Origin of the sequence: Vibrio sp. 1F253 (assembly GCF_041439295.1) — a bacterium.
Lineage (GTDB): Bacteria > Pseudomonadota > Gammaproteobacteria > Enterobacterales > Vibrionaceae > Vibrio > Vibrio tasmaniensis_A.
The window spans coordinates 1-21,965 of the sequence record NZ_JBGONU010000019.1 but is presented as its reverse complement, the minus strand read 5'-3'; the positions used below and the strand labels follow the sequence as shown (position 1 = coordinate 21,965).

General features: G+C 42.7%; 18 protein-coding genes, 1 tRNA gene and 2 pseudogenes. 9 read left to right on the top strand and 12 right to left on the bottom strand.

Annotated features, from left to right (window positions below; all coding sequences use genetic code 11):
- Positions 1-138: 138 nt before the first annotated feature.
- On the top strand, positions 139-864 hold the full coding sequence (locus ACED28_RS11465; protein WP_048659263.1) for a 1-acylglycerol-3-phosphate O-acyltransferase: 726 nt from the start codon (positions 139-141) through the stop codon (positions 862-864).
- A 125-nt stretch (positions 865-989) separates the two neighbouring features.
- On the opposite strand, the gene ACED28_RS11460 is transcribed toward ACED28_RS11465, so the two are convergent.
- From ACED28_RS11460 to arcA, 5 genes are all read right to left on the bottom strand, one after another.
- Positions 990-1,379 (bottom strand): RidA family protein, encoded by a 390-nt coding sequence (locus tag ACED28_RS11460; RefSeq protein WP_009847729.1) that lies wholly within the window; start codon positions 1,377-1,379, stop codon positions 990-992.
- A gap of 135 nt (positions 1,380-1,514) precedes the next feature.
- Entirely contained in the window at positions 1,515-1,976 is a 462-nt protein-coding gene (gene pyrI / locus ACED28_RS11455; RefSeq protein ID WP_004735320.1) for an aspartate carbamoyltransferase regulatory subunit, read from the bottom strand.
- 12 nt (positions 1,977-1,988) lie between these two features.
- Positions 1,989-2,918, bottom strand: coding sequence for an aspartate carbamoyltransferase (gene pyrB / locus ACED28_RS11450; RefSeq protein WP_009847728.1), 930 nt, complete (start codon positions 2,916-2,918; stop codon positions 1,989-1,991).
- A gap of 286 nt (positions 2,919-3,204) precedes the next feature.
- Positions 3,205-4,209, bottom strand: coding sequence for an ornithine carbamoyltransferase (locus ACED28_RS11445; RefSeq protein WP_371709900.1), 1,005 nt, complete (start codon positions 4,207-4,209; stop codon positions 3,205-3,207).
- Between the two features lie 155 nt (positions 4,210-4,364).
- The gene (arcA, locus tag ACED28_RS11440) at positions 4,365-5,585 is read right to left on the bottom strand and encodes an arginine deiminase (RefSeq protein ID WP_009847726.1); all 1,221 of its coding nucleotides are present in this window, start codon (positions 5,583-5,585) and stop codon (positions 4,365-4,367) included.
- A 577-nt stretch (positions 5,586-6,162) separates the two neighbouring features.
- Between arcA and rraB the strand changes: the two genes are divergently transcribed.
- Positions 6,163-6,570, top strand: coding sequence for a ribonuclease E inhibitor RraB (rraB, locus tag ACED28_RS11435; protein ID WP_371709899.1), 408 nt, complete (start codon positions 6,163-6,165; stop codon positions 6,568-6,570).
- A 124-nt stretch (positions 6,571-6,694) separates the two neighbouring features.
- Positions 6,695-7,492, top strand: a complete 798-nt coding sequence (locus tag ACED28_RS11430; RefSeq protein WP_102545690.1) for a hypothetical protein — start codon at positions 6,695-6,697, stop codon at positions 7,490-7,492.
- Positions 7,493-7,586: 94 nt separating this feature from the next.
- Here ACED28_RS11430 and ACED28_RS11425 read toward each other — a convergent pair whose 3' ends face one another.
- The 5 genes from ACED28_RS11425 to pepA all read right to left on the bottom strand — a co-directional run bounded on the left by ACED28_RS11425 (position 7,587) and on the right by pepA (position 13,816).
- Positions 7,587-8,081 (bottom strand): GNAT family N-acetyltransferase, encoded by a 495-nt coding sequence (locus ACED28_RS11425; RefSeq protein ID WP_102280901.1) that lies wholly within the window; start codon positions 8,079-8,081, stop codon positions 7,587-7,589.
- A 48-nt stretch (positions 8,082-8,129) separates the two neighbouring features.
- Complete coding sequence (locus ACED28_RS11420; RefSeq protein ID WP_371709898.1) at positions 8,130-8,534, bottom strand: DUF2061 domain-containing protein; 405 nt, start codon at positions 8,532-8,534, stop codon at positions 8,130-8,132.
- Between the two features lie 220 nt (positions 8,535-8,754).
- Positions 8,755-11,643, bottom strand: a complete 2,889-nt coding sequence (locus ACED28_RS11415; RefSeq protein ID WP_371709897.1) for a valine--tRNA ligase — start codon at positions 11,641-11,643, stop codon at positions 8,755-8,757.
- A gap of 103 nt (positions 11,644-11,746) precedes the next feature.
- Positions 11,747-12,196: a DNA polymerase III subunit chi gene (locus ACED28_RS11410; RefSeq protein WP_009847719.1), complete on the bottom strand. Its 450-nt coding sequence runs from the start codon at positions 12,194-12,196 to the stop codon at positions 11,747-11,749.
- Positions 12,197-12,295: 99 nt separating this feature from the next.
- On the bottom strand, positions 12,296-13,816 hold the full coding sequence (gene pepA / locus ACED28_RS11405) for a leucyl aminopeptidase (protein ID WP_017097529.1): 1,521 nt from the start codon (positions 13,814-13,816) through the stop codon (positions 12,296-12,298).
- 191 nt (positions 13,817-14,007) lie between these two features.
- Between pepA and lptF the strand changes: the two genes are divergently transcribed.
- Positions 14,008-15,108, top strand: a complete 1,101-nt coding sequence (gene lptF / locus ACED28_RS11400) for an LPS export ABC transporter permease LptF (RefSeq protein ID WP_009847716.1) — start codon at positions 14,008-14,010, stop codon at positions 15,106-15,108.
- 3 nt (positions 15,109-15,111) lie between these two features.
- Positions 15,112-16,182 (top strand): LPS export ABC transporter permease LptG, encoded by a 1,071-nt coding sequence (lptG, locus tag ACED28_RS11395; RefSeq protein ID WP_371709896.1) that lies wholly within the window; start codon positions 15,112-15,114, stop codon positions 16,180-16,182.
- Between the two features lie 63 nt (positions 16,183-16,245).
- Here lptG and ACED28_RS11390 read toward each other — a convergent pair whose 3' ends face one another.
- Positions 16,246-16,722, bottom strand: a complete 477-nt coding sequence (locus tag ACED28_RS11390; protein WP_371709895.1) for an RDD family protein — start codon at positions 16,720-16,722, stop codon at positions 16,246-16,248.
- Positions 16,723-16,916: 194 nt separating this feature from the next.
- Between ACED28_RS11390 and ACED28_RS11385 the strand changes: the two genes are divergently transcribed.
- From ACED28_RS11385 to ACED28_RS11370, 4 genes and pseudogenes are all read left to right on the top strand, one after another.
- Positions 16,917-17,001, top strand: a tRNA-Leu gene (locus ACED28_RS11385).
- 165 nt (positions 17,002-17,166) lie between these two features.
- Positions 17,167-18,411: pseudogene (locus ACED28_RS11380) on the top strand (tyrosine-type recombinase/integrase).
- A 9-nt stretch (positions 18,412-18,420) separates the two neighbouring features.
- Positions 18,421-18,684, top strand: coding sequence for a hypothetical protein (locus ACED28_RS11375; RefSeq protein ID WP_216611458.1), 264 nt, complete (start codon positions 18,421-18,423; stop codon positions 18,682-18,684).
- Positions 18,685-19,529: 845 nt separating this feature from the next.
- Positions 19,530-21,542, top strand: a complete 2,013-nt coding sequence (locus tag ACED28_RS11370) for an acyltransferase family protein (protein WP_371709894.1) — start codon at positions 19,530-19,532, stop codon at positions 21,540-21,542.
- Positions 21,543-21,579: 37 nt separating this feature from the next.
- Here the strand turns inward: ACED28_RS11370 and ACED28_RS11365 are convergent.
- Positions 21,580-21,912, bottom strand: a pseudogene (locus ACED28_RS11365) (ISAs1 family transposase); the annotation flags it as partial.
- Positions 21,913-21,965 lie beyond the last annotated feature (53 nt).

Below are 21,965 nucleotides of genomic sequence, written 5' to 3'. Positions count from 1 at the left end.
AGTTCATGAATCAGTAAGATGAAAACATAAAAGTCGGAACCTTGGTTTCGGCTTTTTTATAGTTGTATTTACCGCCAGTGAATCTGCTGCCTATTTTGTGCAAATAGATGAATCAACTTGGCGGTTGTGAGGAACAAAATGATAGCAATATTACGTATTTTCGCAGTGGCGATATTTGCGATTCTTATGTTTGTATTTGGGTGTGGTTACTGTTTACTCAGCCCACGCAACCCGAAACACGTATTTACCTTTGGCCGCTATTTCGGTCGCATGTCGAAAATCTTTGGCATGAAGTTAGAGCTTCGTATCCCAGAAGATGCTTACTCTCGTGGCCAACACGTTTACGTTGCAAACCACCAAAACAGCTGGGATCTATTTACGATTTCATCAGCAGTAACGCCAAAAGTTGTGACGGTTGGTAAGAAAAGCCTAGTGTGGATGCCTCTATTTGGTCAGCTGTACTGGTTGACGGGTAATATTCTAATTGACCGAGCTAACCGCAGCAAAGCGGTAGGTACTATCGATCAAGTGGTTACTAGCCTTAAAGAGAGTGATGTTTCAGTATGGATGTTCCCTGAGGGGACTCGTTCTCGTGGTCGTGGTTTGTTGCCATTCAAAACGGGTGCTTTCCATGCTGCGATTGGCGCTGGCTTACCTATTATCCCTATCGTGTGTAGCTCAACAGGTGGCGTGAAGCTGAACCGTTGGAACAATGGTCATGTGATTGTTGAAATGCTGCCACCAATCAGCACTGAAGATTACGATAAGTCTAATGTTCGTCAACTGGCTAACCTAGCTCGTGAGCAGATGGCTGCGAAGCTTGAAGAGTTAGACAAAGAAGTGGTTGAGCTTAATAAGAAGTAATCATCTAAGCGAAACGATGAACAATAAAAAAGGTTGCCAAGTGGGCAACCTTTTTTTGTATCTGATAAACGCTCAGCTTTATGCCAATTTGTTTACTAGAAACCGTTTATTCTAGATATTAAAACCTATTTGCGAACCGCAATAGCTTCGATCTCGATACCTACATCTTTTGGCAGACGCGCTACTTCAACACATGAACGTGCAGGGTAGTTTGCAACACCGTGCTCATCAAAGAATTTACCGTAAACTTCATTTACTGTACCGAAGTCGTTTAGGTCTTTAACGAATACCGTTAGTTTTACGATGTCTTTTACAGTCAGGCCAGAAGCTTCAACAACCGCTTGAACGTTGTCTAGAGATTGGCGAGCTTGCACTGCGATATCAGCAGATACTTCACCAGTTGCTGGGTTTACTGGGATTTGACCAGAAGTCAGAACCATATTGCCAAGGTCAACACCTTGTACGTATGGGCCGATTGCAGCTGGAGCAGATTCTGTGTGAAGTACTTTAGTCATTGGTTATTCCATCAGTTATTGGATAAAAATCAATTTTCAGTGTGCCTTCAAACTTAGGATAGGTAAAGAGCAAAATACCCCGCACAGGCGAGGTATTGAATAGTTTTTGCGTTCGATCGGCGTTGCCGTATGACGTTATCTTTCTGTTACGATCTCACGAGAGAAGACTTTTTCGCAGTATTTACACTTCAATCGAATATCTTCTTTCTTTTCAAAGATCTTAAAGCTGCTTTCAACGGGTTCATTGTGAGTAATACAGTTGGTGTTTGGACACTCGAACACATCGTTGATTTGCTCAGGAAGTTCTAGTGGTAGCTTCTTAACTACTTCGTAATCTTCGATTTGGTTTACGGTCGCGTGAGGCGCGTAAAGTGCTAACTTGCTCGCCTGTTCTTCAGTGATAAACACATTCTCTATCTTGAGCAGGTCTTTACCGCCTAGAGCAGAGGATGGCAGGTTTAGGCCAATCGTTACTCGCTGATTAGAGTTATGCATGTCGAACAGTTTGAGTACCTTGATCCCGATGTTGGCTGGGATATGGTCGATAACCGTTCCGTTCTTGATTGCTTCAACTTTTAATTGAGTCTCTTTAGACATGATATCTCTCCTCTACAGCGTTTCGTTAAGAACAAGGGCTAACAATGCTTCACGTGCGTAAACACCGTTCTCAGCTTGCTGGAAGTAGTAAGCGTAAGGCGTTTTATCGACATCAATCGTAATTTCATCAACACGAGGAAGAGGGTGAAGAACCTTTAGGTTATCACGTGCATTTTCCAACATCGGAGCCGTCAGGATGTACGCTGATTTGATGTGCGCGTATTCCGATTCATCAAAACGTTCTTTTTGAACTCGAGTCATGTACAGAACATCCAACTCTGGAATCACATCTTCCATGTCTGTCAGCAGTTGGTACTTAATACCCGCTTCATCAAGCTCTTCACAAATGTAGTCAGGCATCGCCAGTGCTTCTGGAGCAACGAAGTAGAAACAGATGTTGTCGAACTTCGCTAGTGCTTGAGTTAGTGAGTGAACCGTACGGCCGTACTTAAGATCACCAACGAATGCAACGTTAAGGTTGTCGAGGCGGCCTTGAGTTTCGGCGATAGAGAACAGGTCTAATAGCGTTTGTGTTGGGTGTTGGTTTGCGCCGTCGCCCGCGTTAATCACAGGTACACCGTTAGAGAACTCAGAAGCCAGACGCGCTGCGCCTTCTTGGGGGTGGCGCATTACGTAAGCATCAACGTATGAAGAGATAACCTGTACTGAGTCTGCCAGCGTTTCGCCTTTCTTCGCCAGTGACGTGTTACCACCGCTATCGAAACCAATCACATCACCACCGATGCGCTGAATAGCCGTTTCAAAAGAGAGACGAGTTCGCGTTGAAGGTTCGAAGAAGCAGCTTGCAACAACTTTGTTCTTGATGAGTTCTGGGTTTGGTTCAGCTTTAAGTTGACCTGCCGTTTGAACAATTAATTCTAGCTCTTCACGAGAAAGCTCTGGAATTGAGATGATGTGCTTTTGATAGAGCGAATTCGCCATGATCTTCTTCCCCACAATAATGTATTGGCCATAAAAAAGCCCCCCATAATGGGAGGCTTTAAAAAAGTGCTGAAAAGCAGAATAGACGGCCTGGCAAGCATGCTAGCTTGCGAGCAATATTTGGTGTCTTCACAATTTTATTATGTGTTTTCACAATATCATTATGTTTTATCACAACATTGCTTGGCGTCATTTTCACTACTCTCAGACAAATTGCCGAGAATTATACGCTTTCAATTTGTGAGCGCAAGCGATTACATCAAGCTTTGTTTACTTTCATTATTCTCTATTGGCCAAGTGTCGCGACCATTACTGCTTTGATGGTGTGCATGCGATTCTCTGCTTCATCAAACACAATTGAGTAGTCGGACTCAAATACTTCGTCTGTTACTTCCAAACCGTTCATTCCATATTTGTCTGCGACTTGCTGGCCGATCACGGTTTCATTGTTGTGGAAAGCTGGCAGGCAATGCATGAACTTCACTTGAGGGTTACCTGTGAGCTTTATGACATCCATATTCACTTGGTAAGGTGTCATCACAGCCACGCGTTCGTCCCAAGCTTCAGGTGCTTCACCCATAGAAACCCAAACATCGGTGTAAAGGAAATCACAACCTTTTACGCCTTCGGCAACGTCTTCAGTCAGCGTTATTTGTGCACCTGTATTTTGCGCAATTGCTTGGCATTCTTCGACAAGCTGTTCTTCTGGCCAGAAAGCTTTAGGTGCAACAAGGCGAATATCCATACCCATCTTCGCGGCACCGACTAACAGAGAATTACCCATGTTGTTGCGTGCATCGCCTAGGTAAGCAAAACTGATTTGATGCAGATGTTTACCGCGACCATGCTCAAGCATAGTGAGCAAATCAGCCAAGATCTGAGTTGGATGGAACTCATCAGTAAGGCCATTCCACACTGGAACGCCAGCATAAGCGCCAAGATCTTCGACAATACTCTGGCCAAAACCACGATATTCAATACCATCGTACATACGACCTAATACACGCGCGGTATCTTTCATTGATTCTTTTTGACCAATCTGAGAACCAGAAGGGCCTAAATAAGAGACTTGAGCTCCTTGATCAAAAGCAGCTACCTCAAAGGCACATCGAGTTCGAGTTGATGCTTTTTCAAAGATCAAAGCGATGTTTTTACCGTTAAGCTTTTTTTGCTCTGTACCTGCATACTTAGCCTTTTTAAGGTAAGCAGACAGGTCGAGTAAAAACTGAATCTCTTTAGGAGTAAAGTCGAGAAGTTTTAGAAAGTTACGATTGCGAAGATTAAATGCCATCTCTCGCTCCTTGGGTATATAGAATCAATGAAGAACTTAGTTAAACATAAAAATGCTATATTTGTGAATGGTTATTTTATTAATTTGATAAAAAAGGCCAGTACAATGGTACTGGCCTAGATAAGTTATGTGTTCGCTTTACTGAACTACTTGAGTTAAATACCGTCTCTTTCTATAGGACAGCTCATGCAACGAGCGCCACCACGACCGCGACCCAGTTCATTGCCTGGAATTGTCAGAACTTCGATGCCTGCTTTGTCGTATTTCTCATTGGTGTAAACATTACGCTCATAACCGATAACCGTACCCGGTTTCACCGTCAGTACGTTGTTAGCGTCATTCCACTGTTCACGTTCAGCTTCGTAGTTATCACCACCAGTTGTGATGATCTTCAGTTGATCGAGATCCAGTGCGCCTTCAATCGCTGTTAGGTAGTTTTCAGCTTTCTCTACTCGCATTTCGCCATTTTCTTTTGGCGTTAAGCGCCAGGTGTCTAAATCTTTGCGAACGATCTCTGGATAGACAGAGAATGTGTCGATATCCATGTGCGTCATGACCGTATCAAGGTGCATACAAGAGCGGTGCTTCGGTAAATCAATCGCAATCACTTCTTTAGCTTGACCGGACTTGAATAAACTCGCAGCTAGGTTTTCGACACCTTGTGGCTTGGTACGCTCTGAAATACCGATAAGAACAGCGCCTTTACCGATTACCAGTACATCACCACCTTCAATATTGGCGTTGTCGTAATGAAGATCTTCATCACCGAAGTACTTAATGAAATCTTGCCCCGCGAATACAGGGTGCCAGCGATATATTGCTCGCAAGTGATTCGTTTCTCGTTGACGAGCAGGCATCATCATAGGGTTAAGAGAGACACCGCCATAAACCCAGCAAGAAGTATCGCGGGTAAATAGATGGTTAGGTAGCGGCTCAATAACGAAATCAAGTGGGCGGTGCATCTTCGGTAGCATTGAAGAAGATTTAATAGGAAGCTCAGAATAGGCTAAACCACCAAGTAGGATCGTCGCCAAGTGCTCATTGTCCATTTGAGCAAGGTACTCTCTTAAATCACGTGCGAATGTAGGGCCGTAACGGAAATCAGAGATTTGAGTATTAAGCAGCCACTCACGAGCTTGTGCTACAGCGAGTGTCTCAACCAGTAGGTCATGCAGTAATAACACTTCAACGTCTTGGTTACGAAGTGTTGTCGCAAAGGCATCGTGTTCTTCACCTGCTGCTTCTACTGCAAGTACATCATCAAAGAGTAGCTCATGACAGTTAGAAGGGGTGAGGTGGGTGAGTGCCCTTTCAGGCCTATTTAGGAGAACTCGTCTTAATTGACCGACTTCGGAGCCAACGTACAGCTTACTCATTTTGCATCCTTACTATTAATCCAGCGTCTATTTATGACAAGCTTGTTCGTAATATGCAAGTTTTGAAACTTGTGTAAAGGTTATGTTATTTTGATATTTTTGGTTTTAAATGCTGAGTTGTTTGGGGTTTTTGATATTAAAATCCAACCAAAAGACTGAGTTCTGGAACAAACTTTTTGCGGATCTATGCTCCAATTTCAGTAATTCGATAATCCACTTTGCTTGGTGAACGTGATTTTTCATTCAAAATTTATGCAGTTACTTACTTATAAGTGAGGTTTTATGCATCGATGAAGTGATCGGCAGTATGCATCTGATATGACTAACCACTCAATTTTGAAGGAGTAAGGCTAAAAGTAACAATAAAAATGAAATGCTAAAATACACGATGGTTAATAATATGTTGAAAATTTGTTTCTGTGATTTTGATTTCACTTTTTAATTGATATCCCTTCAGTTATCTAGCGATAAACTTACTCTTCTACACCTGATCTAGGTGGCTTTTCTAGGCGATCCGTGCCATATTTCGTGGCAATCAAATTTGATCTTTTCATAGTCAACACTCTGGAGCAGACACATGTCTCACGAAGATGAATATCTATCAGTAGCGGAATTAATTGAATTTCAAAAAGGAGAGACTCGCGACATCATTGAAGCACTAATCGAAGATGGTAGCGATCCTGAAGCTCTATACGATATCGAGCATCACCTATTCGCTGAAGATTTCGCAGTACTTGAGAAAGCCGTTGTTGAAGCATTCAAAATGGGCTTTGAAGTGCTTGAAGCTGAAGAGACAGAAGACGAAGATGGCAACAAGCTACTTTGTTGTGATGCAACGATGCAGTGTACTCTGAACGCAGAAGCGATTGATGAGCAAGTTGAGAAGCTTGTAAATCTTGCAGAGAAGTTTGACATTATCTACGACGGTTGGGGCACTTACTACGAACACCCCTACGATTCTGAAGATGATGAAGACGAAGAGTAATCTCTCCCAGTTTTAAAGAATGCCAGCCTTGAGCTGGCATTTTTTTGTCCTCAGAAAAATAAATGTCTTTATATGCATTCATTCATTATAATGCGGTCAAAATTGATCTAGCTCAAGGAATGACATGCGGCTACCTCTCGATGGTCTTTGGCAAATTTCGCCACTGACGGATCTCTCTATCCCACAAGATGACATTACCTTTCCTGCTCCATTAAGCTCAAAGCTCCCTAATAGCTTGAGTGAAGAGGAAATCGCAGAGCAAGAATGGCACCTGATGCATGACATCGAAGTGGATGATGCCATGTTGGCATGCCCATTTGTTGAGCTAGTCGTCGCAGGCGTTGACTACTTTGCAGAAGTGCGACTCAATGGCGTTGCCGTGTTTGACTGTGATGGCAGCGAAGCCGAATATCGCAAGGACATTCGTCCTTATATGCAGCCTGGTCGAAATCGTTTTGAGATCCTTTTCCTTGAAGAAGAGGAGAGCCTGTTGCTTGAAGAGGATATGGATGACTCTATCTCTTCACAGGTCGTCGCTAAATCAGATTCTCGTATCGGAATCTGGCAAGCGCCATATCTTCAGTTCGTTCGTAACGTCAAGCTTGAGCAAGTTGTCACCGAGCAAATCTGGCATCACGGTGGTGGGTGTGAGTTTAAAGTAGATGTTATCTATCAAACGCTAAAGCCGGGGTTAATATCGGCATCAATCAAGTTTAATGGTATGACTCTCGTGATGCCGATTGATGTGCGAGCAGAACATACGGGTGTTGTGTTTCAGGTTGAGGCTCCAATGGTATTTAACCTTGAGAAGCCCAACCCTAAGCATTTATATCAGTTAGAAGTGGAACTCGATGGGCAAAAAGAGAGTTCTTTCGTAGCCTTGAATCCAGCCTCTTGCGTGAGTAACTTTTTGCGTAACTAGCGGTTATTCAATTAGCCCGTTACGTAATGAATCAATTTGCTCACTCGCTTGTCATCTAATGAACTGCCGACGCTAACCCTATTTCAAAAACACATTATAGCGTTTTGGCCATGACAACCTCACAAGCGTCATGGCCTGTTTCTCCCCAAGCTGAATCAAGGTGTTCAAAGCCCAATTTTTCGTAAAGTTTAACGGCGGCATTAAGGCATTCGGTCGTTTCTAGATACATATGTTGATAACCCAGTTCCTTAGCTTTCTCCATCGACATATTAACCAACTTCTTCGCTAAGCCTTTGCCTCTGGTTTCTGGCAAGAAGTACATTTTTTGCAGTTCGCAGACTTCTGGCATACCGGCTAGTGGTGCAAATCCACCACCACCGACAACCTTTCCATCAAGTTCAATCACCCAATACTGAGATCTTTCATTGTTATAAACACTGAACATGTCTTCTAAGGTGGGATCGGCCACACCATAACCTTTATCTTCAGTTAGCCCGTTCTCATAAGAGACTTGGCGAATTACGTTAGCAATGCTTGGATTATCTTCTAATTCAATTGAGCGAATGGTGATGTTAGCAATCTGTTCCATGTTCTGCCTATAAAATGGGTTACTCATCAGTGACCCAATATATTGTGATTAAGCATGTTGGTGCAAACAAAACAGTGGTTGTGCTGCTTGGCTTTCCGCTTTTCGTAACCAAACTTTCTCATGGAAGTAGTAAGCCACGGTGTTCAAAGCAGGTTCTAACGTTGCCATCACACCACCAACAAAGGCATCGCCAGTCAATAAGTAGACAACGGTAAAGGCAACACTAAAGTGGATAGTAGCGAAGCTTGCTGTTTTTAACTTTGTCATCCACTGACGAGCTTTAAGCGCTGGAACTTGAGCCCACGCCTTTTCATGAAAATAGAAGGCGACGGTATTCACAGAAGGCTCAATCATAGCGATTAAGCTACCAATTAAGATGTCGCCAGTTAGTACGTAAGCGACACTAAATGCGATAGTAAAATGTAATGCAGCAAAGGTTAGTGTCTTTTTCATGATAATTACTCAGTCGTTGTGTTGTTTCGATAGAACTATTATTGAGAATTATTATCATTAAATCTAATGGGAAGGAGAGATTAATTTGATAGATGAAACCTATCAATAAATAAGTGACTGACGATAAGACTTGGAGTGAGAGGCATAAAAAAAGGTTGGTCACGAAGACCAACCTTTCTATTTAGAGCGAGAAGTTCGAAGTCTTCTCGTTCACTCAGCTTTAAAGCGCAGCGATGGTCGCTTTTTGCTCTTCAAGCTTAACAAGAGTTTCTTGGTAGCCTTCAAGCTTTTCACGCTCTTTCGCGATAACCGCTTCTGGTGCTTTAGCAACAAAACCTTCGTTACCTAGCTTACCTTCGATACGCTTAATCTCACCGTGAGTCTTCGCTACTTCTTTATCTAGACGAGCAAGCTCAGCATCTTTGTCGATAAGACCCGCCATTGGGATCATCAGCTCAGATTTGCCAACAAGTTTAGTTGCACAAGCTGGAGTCGCTTCGCCGTCCGCTAGAACTTTAATATCGTCTAGCTTAGCTAGAGAAGTAAGAACGATCTTATTTGCTTCGATACGAGCTGCATCTTTCTCATCAGCGACTTTGATCATTACTTCTAAGCCTTGGCTTGGTGCAATGTCGTATTCCGCACGTAGGTTACGGATAGCTGTGATGAAAGTTTTAACCCATTCGATGTCGTCAACGATCTCAGCATTGAAGTTAGCTTCATTAAACTGAGGAAGCGCTTGAGTCATGATAGTTCTTTCTTCTGCATCAGGGCCTTCAACGCCGTCGATCAGCGGAATAACGCTTTGCCAGATAGATTCAGTGATGTAAGGAAGAACAGGGTGAGCAAGACGCAGAGTCTTCTCTAGAACCGTGATAAGCGTGTAACGAGTCGCTTGTTGTTGAGCTTCAGTACCCTTCCAAAGAACAGGTTTAGTTAGCTCTAGGTACCAGTCACAGAATTGGTTCCAGATGAATTCGTAAAGCGTGTTTGCTGCCATGTCTAGACGGTAGTTGTCTAGATGAGCGTTAAATTCTTTCGCTGCAACTTCAAACTGAGATTCAATCCACTTGTCTGCTAGAGAGAATTCCATGTTTGCACGGTCTTCAACAGACAGTGACATGCCACAATCGTGCTCTTCTGTGTTCATCAGTACGTAACGGCTTGCGTTCCATAGCTTGTTACAGAAGTTACGGTAACCTTCAAGACGCTTCATGTCCCAGTTGATGTCACGGCCAGTTGAAGCCATAGCAGCAAGAGTGAAACGCAGTGCATCAGTACCGTATGGTTCGATACCATCTTCGAAAGTCTTACGTGTTGCTTTTTCGATCTTAGCAGCCAGTTTAGGTTGCATCATGTTGCCACAACGCTTTTCTACTAGCTCTTCAAGGCCGATGCCGTCAATCATATCGATAGGGTCAAGTACGTTACCTTTCGATTTAGACATCTTGTCGCCGTTTTCATCACGGATAAGGCCCGTCATGTAAACTGTTTTGAAAGGTACTTGAGCCTTGCCGTCTTCGTCTTTCACGAAGTGCATGGTCATCATGATCATACGAGCAACCCAGAAGAAGATAATATCAAAACCAGATACTAGTACTTCTGATGGGTGGAATGTTTTCATTGCTTCAGTATCTTCAGGCCAGCCTTGTGTGCCGAACGTCCAAAGTGCAGAAGAGAACCATGTATCAAGAACGTCGTTGTCTTGCTTAAGAACGATTACCGGTGAAAGGTTGTTATTTTCACGAACTTCTTCTTCAGTGCGACCTACGTAAACTTTACCATCGTTGTCGTACCATGCTGGGATACGGTGGCCCCACCAAAGTTGACGAGAGATACACCAGTCTTGCACGTCACGCATCCACGCGAAGTACATGTTTTCGTACTGTTTAGGTACAAATTGGATCTCACCATCTTCAACGGCTTTAACAGCAGGAGCAGCAAGAGGCGCTGTGCGCACGTACCATTGGTCCGTCAGCATTGGTTCGATAACCACACCACCACGGTCACCGTAAGGAACGGTTAGGTCGTGATCTTTGATTTCTTCAAGTAGGCCTAGCTCTTCAAATTCAGCAACCGTTGCACGACGAGCGGCAAAACGCTCCATACCTTGGTATTTAGCTGGAAGATCTGTTGAGTACACATCGCTTTCTTCACCGTTCGTTGTGAAGATTTCTGCCGCGTCACGGATATCACCGTTGAACGTTAGGATGTTGATCATTGGTAGGCTATGGCGCTTGCCCACTTCGTAATCGTTAAAGTCATGAGCTGGCGTGATTTTCACACAACCCGTGCCTTTATCCATGTCAGCGTGCTCATCACCTACGATAGGGATAAGACGATTTACGATAGGAAGCAGGATTTCTTTGCCGATAAGATCTTTGTAGCGAGGATCTTCAGGGTTAACTGCAACGCCTGTATCACCAAGCATGGTTTCAGGACGTGTAGTCGCTACGACAATGTAGTCTTTGCCATCAGCGGTTTTAACACCATTCGCTAGTGGGTAGCGGAAGTGCCACATGAAACCTTTTTTGTCTTTGTTTTCAACTTCAAGATCAGAAATTGCAGTGTGCAGTTTAGGATCCCAGTTTACTAGACGCTTACCACGATAGATTAGGTCTTCTTCGTATAGGCGAACAAACACTTCTTGAGTCGCAGCCGATAGGCCGTCATCCATAGTGAATCGCTCACGATCCCAATCTACAGATGCACCAAGACGACGAAGTTGTTGAGTGATCGTGCCACCTGATTCGCCTTTCCATTCCCAGATCTTGTCGATGAAAGCTTCACGGCCGTAGTCGTGTTTTGTTTTGCCTTCTTCAGCAGCGATCTTACGCTCAACAACCATTTGAGTTGCGATACCAGCGTGATCAGTACCCACTTGCCAAAGCGTGTTTTTGCCTTTCATACGTTGAGCACGGATAAGTGTATCCATGATCGTATCTTGGAACGCGTGACCCATGTGTAGGCTACCAGTGACGTTCGGTGGCGGGATCATGATGCTGTAAGCTTCTTTTGATGTGTCACCGTGTGGCTTAAAGTAGCCTTTCTCTTCCCAAGTCTTATACAGAGCTTGTTCGATTGATGTTGGGTTGTATGTCTTTTCCATAGTGCTCTTATAACGGATACTGTGAATGGTTAATCGTGGTCAAACTTCATAAGTGAAGCTTCTTGAATCTAAATCCAAAGATAGCTTTAACTATGAGGTTTGACTATGGATGTTGAATCTCGATAGTTTGTAGCTGATATCCAGCCTGACGGTAAATTTTATACCTTTCTCGAGCGAGTTGCTTAGCTTTTTCTTCGCAAGGAACGAAGTCTATCACCTGAGCAAAGGCGTTCGCAAAGGTTGTATGATTATCGGCCAGATTTATTACCAATTGGCGGTTCCAATTAGGTTTGACACCTTGATGGCCTATCTCAATATTCGTTGAATATTTTGGACCTTCGCCAACCAAGTTGTGCGCGATAAATTCAGTAGGCTCTACCTGCCAAAAAACTTCAGCGATACGCTCAGCATGAACTTTATCGTTACAGTTGAGATAAAGTTTAGCGCCTTGTTTTGCAAAATGCTGAGCAAGAAACAACACGTAGTGAGCAAAACCCTCTTCGCCGGCTTGTGGGCTGTCTGAAGACACAATGTAAAATGTGGCAGTCTGCATACTGAATACTCGAACTTGGAATCGTGGAAACCAATCATACTTGGTCAACAGGAGCTAGCAAATAACGCTTATTAAAAAAGGGCCCGTAGGCCCTTTCTATTATTTTGAAGATTGCTCTTCAGTCTCATGGCCGCTGCGGTTCAATAAGAATTGGACAAGCATTGAGACAGGACGACCTGTCGAGCCTTTCGCTGCGCCTGACTTCCAAGCTGTGCCGGCACTGTCAATGTGTGCCCAGTGGTACTTTTTAGCAAATTTAGATAAGAAACATGCTGCTGTGATTGTACCAGCAGGTCGGCCACCGATATTTGCCATATCTGCAAATGGACTCGTTAGTTGCTCATGGTATTCATCGGCCATTGGCATGCGCCATGCTCTGTCACTTGCTTGCTCAGAAGCATTCACTAACTCGTGAGATAGTGGGTTGTGATTAGACAGTACAGCACTGATGTGGTGACCTAACGCCATCACACACGCGCCGGTGAGTGTTGCTACATCGACAACACAGTCTGGTTCAAAGCGTTCAACGTAAGTAAGCGCATCACATAGAACCAAGCGACCTTCAGCATCCGTGTTTAACACTTCAACTGTTTGGCCTGACATGGTCGTTAGGATATCACCTGGGCGGTAAGCATTGCTGCCTGGCATGTTTTCACAACCTGCTAGGATACCAACTACATTAATCGGTAGGTTCAGTTTAGCTAGTGCCTTCATTGTACCGAATACAGAAGCCGCACCACACATGTCGTACTTCATCTCATCCATACCTTCACCAGGCTTAAGCGAAATACCGCCTGAATCGAAAGTAAGACCTTTACCGACTAGAACAATCGGTTTTGCATCTGGGTCAGCAGCACCTTTATATTCCATGATAGACATCATAGATTCGTTCTTAGAACCACGGCCTACCGCTAAGTATGAAGTCATACCCAGCTTTTCCATCTCTTCTTCGCCAATGATCTTAGTTTTCACTGTCTCGTAATCATCGGCCAAGCGACGAGCTTGAGAAGCAAGGTAAGCAGGATTTGCGATGTTAGGTGGCATGTTGCCTAGATCTTTAGACGCTTTCACACCTGAAGCTATCGCAAGACCGTGAGAGATTGCTTTCTCACCAAGGCTCAATTCACGACGAGTTGGTACGTTGAATACCAGTTTACGTAGTGGACGACGAGTCTCTGGTTTATTACTCTTGAATTGATCAAAAGTGTAAAGGCCATCTTTAGTCGCTTCTACTGCTTGGCGAACTTTCCAGTAAGTATCACGACCTTTAACGTGCAGTTCAGTCAGGAAACATACTGCTTCCATAGAACCCGTTTCGTTTAGTGTGCTGATGGTTTTTTGGATAATTTCTTTATATTGACGCTCGCCTAGCTCACGTTCTTTACCGCAGCCTACAAGCAGAACACGTTCTGAAAGTACACCAGGTACTTGATGCAGTAGTAGCATCTGGCCAGGTTTACCCTCTAGATCACCGCGACGAAGCAGTGAACTAATATAGCCATCGCTAATCTTATCTAACTGCTCGGCTACTGGAGAAAGGCGGCGCGGTTCGAATACACCGACAACGATACATGCGCTGCGCTGTTTCTCTGGGCTGCCACTTTTTACACTGAACTCCATGCGTACTCCTACATCCTGAAGACAAATCGAACTAAATGTTGGATAATGGGTTCTTACTTGTTGGATCCTATAATGGAACTGACCTTAAAGAAGAACGTTAACACTTAGCTAAAAATTTAAAAAATAAAAGGTTCAACGGGAAATTATAGTGATTCAATCAAAAAAACAAGTTTTGTATAGGTAATTTGAGCGTGATTATTGTTAGATATTTGATCCGAGAGACAATCAAGAGCCAATTTGCGATATTTTTTGTTCTCTTTCTCGTGTTTCTCAGCCAAAAGTTCATCAGTGTTTTAGCCGACGCCTCTGATGGTGATATTCCAGCAAGCCTTGTATTATCGATCGTGGGTCTAAATATGCCAGCGATGGGGCTCTTGATGCTTCCACTTAGTATCTATATTGGCATTTTGCTGACTTTTGGCCGCCTTTATGCCGAAAGTGAGATTGTGGTGATGAATGCTACGGGTATTGGCAATAAATTCCTCATCCAATCAGCACTTTATCTGGCGTTGATTACCGCAACTGTCGCTGCTTTTAACTCCTTTTGGCTGTCTCCGTGGTCACAAGATAAAGTAGAACAAATGTATGAGGAAGTAGCTGCAGAGAACAGCGTCGATTTACTACCCAAAGGCAAATTTGCAAGGACTCCCGATGGTTCTTCAGTTGTGTTTATAGAGGGTATCGATGGTAATCAATTAGACAATGTGTTCGTTTCTCAAATGCGACCTCGTGACTCAGTGCTTCCTAGTGTGATGTTCTCTAAGTCGGGAGACGTAAAAGAATTGAGCGATGGCCGCCAAGTTATTGTGATGTACGATGGTACTCGTCATGAAGGAGTGCCTTCTCGCCTTGATTATAGAGTGACGCACTTTGAAGAGTATGAAGGCTTAATTGGTCAGCGTGAAGTAGAGAAGAAAGGTCGAGAGTGGGAAGCGATTCCAACTATTGATCTTATTGGAAATCAAGATAATCGTGCCAAGGCTGAATTGCAGTGGCGCATGTCACTGGTGTTGTGTATCCCATTGTTGACTATGCTCGTTGTACCGCTGTCAGCAGTTAATCCACGACAAGGTCGTTTTGCAAAAATAGGTCCGGCAATCCTGATTTATTTGACTTACTTCTTGGCAATCAGTGCAACCAAATCTTCAATTGAAGAAGGGGACATTCCTGCTGCAATAGGCATGTGGCCAATCAATGCATTATTATTGTTTGTCGCGATTGGTGCCAACTTTATGGATAGTGTGCCTGTTAGGCGTTTGAAAGAAAAATTCAAGAATAAGAGGTTGGCTTAAGCCGTGTTTAAGATTCTCGATTTATATATAGGCAGAACCATCATCGCGACCACGTCACTGGTATTGGTGACGTTTGTCGGTCTCTCTGGAATTATCAAGTACGTTGAGCAATTGCGGAAGGTAGGTCGTGGTACATACGATCTATTACAAGCGTTGTATTTCGTTTTATTGAGTATTCCTCGTGATATCGAAATGTTCTTCCCAATGGCGGCATTGCTTGGTGCATTGATTGGGCTTGGTATGCTTGCTGCGAGTTCTGAGCTTGTGGTTATGCAAGCCGCGGGTTTCTCTAAGTTAGATATTGGTTTATCGGTACTTAAGACTGCGATTCCGTTAATGGTGATAGTGACATTGCTTGGGCAGTGGGGAGCTCCGCAAGCGCAGAAGATGGCTCGTGACTTAAGAACCATCTCGGTTGCTGGTGGTAGTATTATTTCTACTCAAAGCGGTGTTTGGGCTCGAGATGCCAACGACTTCATTTTCATTGTTAAAATAGACGATGATAAGCTCTATGGTTTGAACATGTGGCGCTATGATGAGAACAAGGCTCTGAAAACGGCCATATATTCAAAAGAAGTCGATTACGTTGGAAACAACGTTTGGACAATGAGCGATGTTGAGGTCACCTCTTTTGAGAATGATATTCAGGTCACTAAAGAGAGTTTACCGACTTTTTCTTGGGAAACATCGTTAGCTCCAGACAAACTCGCGATAGTGACGGTGAAACCGGAGGAGCTGTCGTTAAGTGGGCTGTATGACTATGTTTCTTATCTCAAAGCATCAGAACAAGATGCAGCACGTTATGAGCTAGCATTGTGGCGAAAGATAACTCAACCTATTTCGATAGCGGTCATGATGTTGATGGCATTGTCGTTTATCTTTGGTCCTTTACGTAGCGTGACCATGGGAGCAAGGATTCTCTCTGGTGTGATTGCTGGTTTTACTTTCTATATATCCAGCGAGTTCTTTGGGCCAATCAGCTTGGTTTACCAAATACCACCTGCTTTTGGTGCGATAGCCCCTAGCGTGGTGTTCTTCGGAATTGCCATTATGCTTTTGAGGCGGAAACTATAAATAGAAGAAAGGAAGGCATTGCGCCTTCCTTTTTTGATCTTGCTTTAAGTTCGCTTAATTGCGTTATTGTGCTTTTGGCAACACAACGACTTCGGTCTTTGCCCAGATATCGTGAAAGCCACGTTTCTGAGGATCGAATGGAACACATAAGTTTGCAAGTCCAAACCCCGATGTACCTAAACGTATTAGCGCTTGAGTTATTGTGATCGCAGAGCCATCTTTGTTTTGAACTCGTAGCTTCCAAGCTCTCATCCCCAGAGTTTGACCTGCTCTGGTCCAGAAGAAGACAAAGAAGTAAATCCAAACGACGACCAAGTAAAAAGTATACGCAGGGCTCCAAATCGGATGGTTGGTTAAGAAGTCACTAACATCGGCATAACCGCTATGGTTAAAAACGCCAAGAGCCATGAGTGCGTGCAGCAGAGCAACAATGATGCCGGCAGTCATCATTTCAATAGCGATTACGATAAGGGCGTCATAGAACAAGGCGCCGAATCGGCGCATGACTCCTGCTGGTGGCAGAGTGTTTGTTGATGTCATGTGTTATTACTTCTTTAAAAATTGAGGCGTCAGAATATAGTTTAAGGCTTGGCCTGAAAAGAGACATGACGCACAGCTTATGACTTAGTGGCGAAATTATCGGCAAACACACATGAATTCAAGTTTTTATACTTGCCACATCAGTTCGCATACGTATAATGCCAAACATCGACAGGGCAATGCCCCAAGATAATGCCGGTATGGTGAAATTGGTATACACGACGGATTCAAAATCCGTTGCCTTCGGGCGTGGCGGTTCAAGTCCGCCTACCGGTACCATATTTAAGAAGAAGGACGTCTAAGGACGTCCTTTTTGTTATATGTACCAAGGCTTTCAGCCAATATGTCGTCTATAGACGTCCTCCCTCATCTTGTTACATCCAGCCTTTTATGTAACCCTCTATGTTACCCCATGTAACCCTACGTATAGAGCGGAACTGAACTATGGTGAAGAAGGTTATCCCGTTATCAGATACTCAACTGAAGAGTATTAAGCCTAGAGATAAAGAGTACTCTCTCAATGATGGAGATGGCCTATCACTTCGAGTAAGACCCAAAGGTGGTAAGTCTTGGTTTTTTACTTATCTTGTACCAATAACAAGAAAGCGTTTTAAAATTAGTTTCGGTAGTTATCCCGAAGTATCTCTAAGCCAAGCGAGAAAAAAGCGAGATGAAGCCAGATCACTTGTAGCACAAGGTATAGATCCGCAAGTTCATAAGCTCACTACAGAAATAGAAGAGCGTGAAGCTATTGAAAACACCTTCGCTAAGCAATCTGAGCGTTGGCTTGAACTAAAAGAAAAAAATACCCTTCAAAGTACGTACTTTAAGCGTAAACAGATGCTCACTAGATATTTGTCAAAAAAGCTCGATCCTCTTCCTTTAACTGAGATTAAGCCTATGTTAGTGTAGAGTATTCTCGACCCCATAGCTCGGGAAGGGAAGATCGAAACGGTAAAGCGTCTATGTATCATCTTAAATGAAATTATGCGACTAGGTGTTGCTTCCGGTGCAATCGAGTTTAATCCCATCTCTGACATTACAAAGCTTTACCCCAATAAGAAGGTTGTTCATAACCCTGCACTAACCCCTGAAGAGCTACCTGAGCTTGTGAATGCCATAAAGGGGAGTAATACTAAGATTGTTACTCGCTGTTTAATTATGTGGCAACTACACACTATGGTTCGTCCCGGTGAAGCTGCTCGTGCTCGATGGTCAGAAGTTGATCTAGAAAACAGGGTATGGGTTATTCCTTCTGAAACGATGAAGATGAAAAGAGATCATCTGGTTCCTTTAACTGATCAAATGATCGAGATTCTAGAAGAAATTAAGCCTATATCCGGACATAGAGAATTCATTTTTCCAGCAGATAGAAAGCCAAAGGATCATAGTAACCCTCAAACTGCCAACATGGCTCTAAAGCGTATGGGTTTTGAAGGAAGAACAACCGCACATGGTTTACGTTCGCTTGCCAGTACTACCTTGAATGTAGAAGGTTTTAATAGTGACCTTATCGAATTTGCACTTGCTCATGAAGAAGGAAACAAGATAAGAAAAGCGTATAACAGAACAGATTACTTCGAACCCCGTCGGCCGATGATGAATTGGTGGAGCGAGAGAATAGAGCGTGCTTCACAAGGTGAAAAACTGGAAGTTGGGTTCAAAGGCCTTCGGATTGTTTCGGGATAAGATTGGATTGTGCTAGAAGAGCCCTATAGAACGGAAGAAGGTGTTGGACTATGCCATAGCCAAATAGCTAACGCAGAATTGAAGCACATGGAGTTTGCTTCACGCCTTGTTTCTCACGGTCTACGCTCTATTGCCAGCAGAATGTTTAATGAGCAAGGCTTTGATTATGATGTTATTGAGGCTTGTCTTGCTCATGTTGATAAAAACCAAATACGCGGTGCATACAACCGTACGGACTATCTAGAACGTAGACGTAAAGTAATGTGCTGGTAGCGAACATATTGAACAGAGTAGTCAAGGAAGTTATAGCATCACTGGTACGGCAAATCACGGCTAGCGCATTTTAATCCCAGACTCTAGCAGGGTTGAACGATAATCATCATCTAGCCCTGCCATTTTCTTTTTCCTCGCCATACTGGCTGATTGAGTTTTATCTCGCTTAAATAGCGCCATCGCTATTCGAAATCGAATCGAAATGTGTTAAAAAAGTAGCAGTCATTAGCTCACCAAAAAAAAGTATTTGGTGATCTGATCGTCATTTGAGCATAAAGTTCAATTTATAATGATCTTGCCGTGAGAAACTATGGGGGGAATCACTTTTGGGTTAGAGGATGTTTTTCGATATGCTCGGTGTGAATGCTGAAGTCATTAGGAGATACTTACGATTATTACACTAACTTTCTGGGTTGAATGAAAGTTAGTGCTCCTTTGGTATCCACTATTGTTGTTAAATAATGTCCAAAGCCAATTTAGTATCAGGCGATGGTGCATGCAATACCATGAAACTCAGGCAAAGGAAGATTATATTTAGTTAATCCCACCTCGTGTTCACTCTAGAAATGAAGCTGTCAAAGTTTCTTAAGAGTCGAAACATAGCGGAGTGGAAAGTCCAATCTAGTTATCACGAACGCTTGATATATGAGACTGCAAAAGCCAACGAGCGGTAAGTTGAGGTATTACAACACTCAAGCGGATGAAATCATAGCAAATGCCACAGCAATAGCTCTGGGTATCCAGTTAAAAGTTAATTGTATACGGTGTAGCTTAGTCTCCTGAGTGATTTGTACAATAATGCCGTTCGATGATATACACTTTAAAAATTATTAAGCTATTTATATATGAATGATTTAAGATCCAATTACAGACCAGAAATCGATGGATTAAGAGCTTTCGCAGTTCTTTCTGTTGTTATCTTCCATGCTTTTCCCCATAGGTTGCAGGGGGGGTTTATAGGGGTTGATATATTCTTTTTTATTAGTGGTTTTTTAATCACTAGCCATATTTTTGAAAGCTTAAATAAAGGTACATGGAGTTTTTTAGATTTTTTTAGTCGTAGAGTTAGGCGAATTTTCCCCGCACTAATTTTAGTAATGACAACTTGTATGGCCTTTGGGGCAATAACTTTATTAGCAGATGATTATGCTCAGTTAGGTAAACATATTGCTAGTGGTGCTACGTTTGTAACAAACTTTATTCTTGTTAATGAAAGTGGGTACTTTGATAGCGCATCTGAAACCAAACCCATGCTTCATTTATGGAGTTTAGCTATTGAAGAACAGTTTTATATAGCTTGGCCTCTAATCCTTTGGTTAGCTTGGAAGGCGAGATTAAACCTGTTTACGATAACATTGCTTATCACTGCTATTTCATTCTATTTAAACATTATATTAGTTGAATTATCTCCAGCTGAAGCTTTCTTTTTACCGATTAGTCGGTTTTGGGAGATGTTAAGTGGAAGTATACTTGCGTGGCTAATCGTGTATAAAAAAGATGCCTTATTAACAGCGCAGCAATGGTGTGATACGGTTCTAGTTAAAATTAGTCGCTCTCAGGATGTCTCTCCTGATGGAAGGTTGGTTATTAACATAATGTCTTTTATCGGTATTTCACTATTGATTTCTGGCGTTTTTTTAATCAATGAGAGCTTGCCTTTCCCCTCTCAGTGGACTTTAGTGCCGATAGTCGGAACGGCACTAATTATTTTATCAGGGTCGAGCTCTTGGATTAATAAATTGGTCTTGATGAATCCTATAGTTATTTGGTTTGGATTAATTAGCTATCCGCTATACTTATGGCATTGGCCTATTTTATCTTTTATAGAAATAATTAAAGATGGCGATTCACATAGAGATGCGCGATTATTAGCCATTGTTGCATCCATAATTTTAGCTTGGTTAACATACAAATTAATAGAGAAACCTATTAGACGAGAGGGGGCATTAGGTAAAAAAGCAATTGCTTTATCGCTTACTCTAGCTGCTGTTGGCTTCTCTGGGTTTAAGGTTTTTGAAACTCAGGGATTGGTATCTAGATACTCTTTTCTTGCTGATAGTCCGGTTGATGTTGAGCGATTAGAAAAAATATCTAGGGCTTGGCGGTTTAGTGACTACCCGACACCTTCACGAGCTTACTCAGACCCTAAAACAGGGTTGCTTTCTGTCGGTAAAAATTTGAAGTCTAAAACTCTTCTTGTTGGTGACTCTCATACCCAGCAATACTGGAATTCCTTTGATTTTTTAAGTGATTCTAACGTCTATAATTCTGTTTCATTCCAAGGCGCTTCATTTCCGCCAAAGATAGAAGACTTCCCTAATGACCCTGCAATTAAGGTTGTAGCGCTATCATACTATTGGGGATACAGATATGGCAGTAAATATGTAAAGCAAGAGTTACGATGTTGTGGTAATGGAAAAAATAGAACTCAAGGTGAAGTAAGTATACCTTATAAGAAAAAAACAGAAATGGATTCAATAGACGAAAAAATAGCGAACTATATTTCGAAGGTTCAATCTATGGGTAAAGAAGTTATTATAATTCTTGATAACCCCTTTGGGGAGGAGTTAAATGCACAATCTATGCTATACAGGGATGGTTTTAAGATCTCTGTGAAACCAAATATGATATTGACGCGAAAAGAAGCTGAAAGCAGATCTAGAGATACTAGAACGAGACTTTTAGCGCTAGCTCAAGGTTTGAATGCTGATGTAATAGATCCTATAGCTCACTTATGCTCTAGCGGAACGTGTAATGCATTTTCAAAAGAACACGATTTACTTTATAAAGATTATGATCATATTTCATTGTATGCATCTCGAAACTCAGTTGATTATATAAAAAGAATTGTAGAATAACCATATCATCTCATCCCGACAATGCGATTAGTCACGGCTAGCGCATTTTAATCCCAGACTCTAGCAGGGTTGAACGATAATCATCATCTAGCCCTGCCATTTTCTTTTTCCTCGCCATACTGGCTGATTGAGTTTTATCTCGCTTAAATAGCGCCATCGCTATTTTTCTCATCACGTTAAATGCAAGCGGACCTTGCTTCTTACGTATTCTCGATTCATCTTCCCTAAAATTCATATCTAACATCCAATGCATGCTTTCAACTTGCCAATGGCTACGTACCGCATTGAGTGCTTGCTCTGCATTTAGTGCTAGCGAACTGATATACCAACGGGTTTCTGTGGTGTCCGTACCCGCTGATTTATCGTGAACTGATCTGCTCCAGTCAGACTGGACACTTAGCTAAGCGACATTTCGCTTTTCAA